The sequence below is a fragment of the Dictyoglomus sp. genome (assembly GCF_049968615.1).
GTDB lineage: Bacteria > Dictyoglomota > Dictyoglomia > Dictyoglomales > Dictyoglomaceae > Dictyoglomus > Dictyoglomus turgidum.
The window spans coordinates 1-517 of record NZ_JBMFQK010000042.1; the positions used below are offsets into that span (position 1 = coordinate 1).

The 517-nt window shown below is 34.0% G+C and carries 1 protein-coding gene; it reads right to left on the minus strand.

The features are described from left to right. Positions 1-517 (minus strand): sugar transferase (locus tag ACP5QL_RS09280; RefSeq protein WP_428127323.1); only part of this gene is annotated, 517 nt, incomplete at both ends.

Consider the following 517-nt stretch of genomic DNA (forward strand, 5'->3'; position numbering starts at 1 on the left):
CCATAAACTCAGGCATTGTAGCATGACCTTCTGCACTTATACCCTCACGCTTTAATACCTTCAAAATGGTAAGAAAGATAATCTTTAAATCAAGAAGAATATTCCAGTTATCTACATACCATACATCCAATTTAAATTTTTCTTCCCAAGTTATAGCATTTCTACCATTTATTTGTGCCCAACCTGTCATACCTGGTTTTACATTATGTCTTCTTGCCTGCTCTGGAGTATACCTATCTAAATATTCCATAAGAAGAGGTCTTGGACCCACCAGACTCATATCTCCTTTTAACACATTCCAAAATTCAGGAAGTTCATCTAAAGTAGTACTTCTTAAAAACTTACCGATTGTTGTAAGCCTCTTCTCATCAGGCAAAAGATTCCCATTTTCATCTCTTAAATCCAGCATAGTTCTGAATTTATATATCATAAAAGGTTTTCCCTTTAACCCAGGACGAACTTGTTTAAAAAATATAGGTCTTCCCATAGTAAAGTAGATTATTATGGAGATAATTAC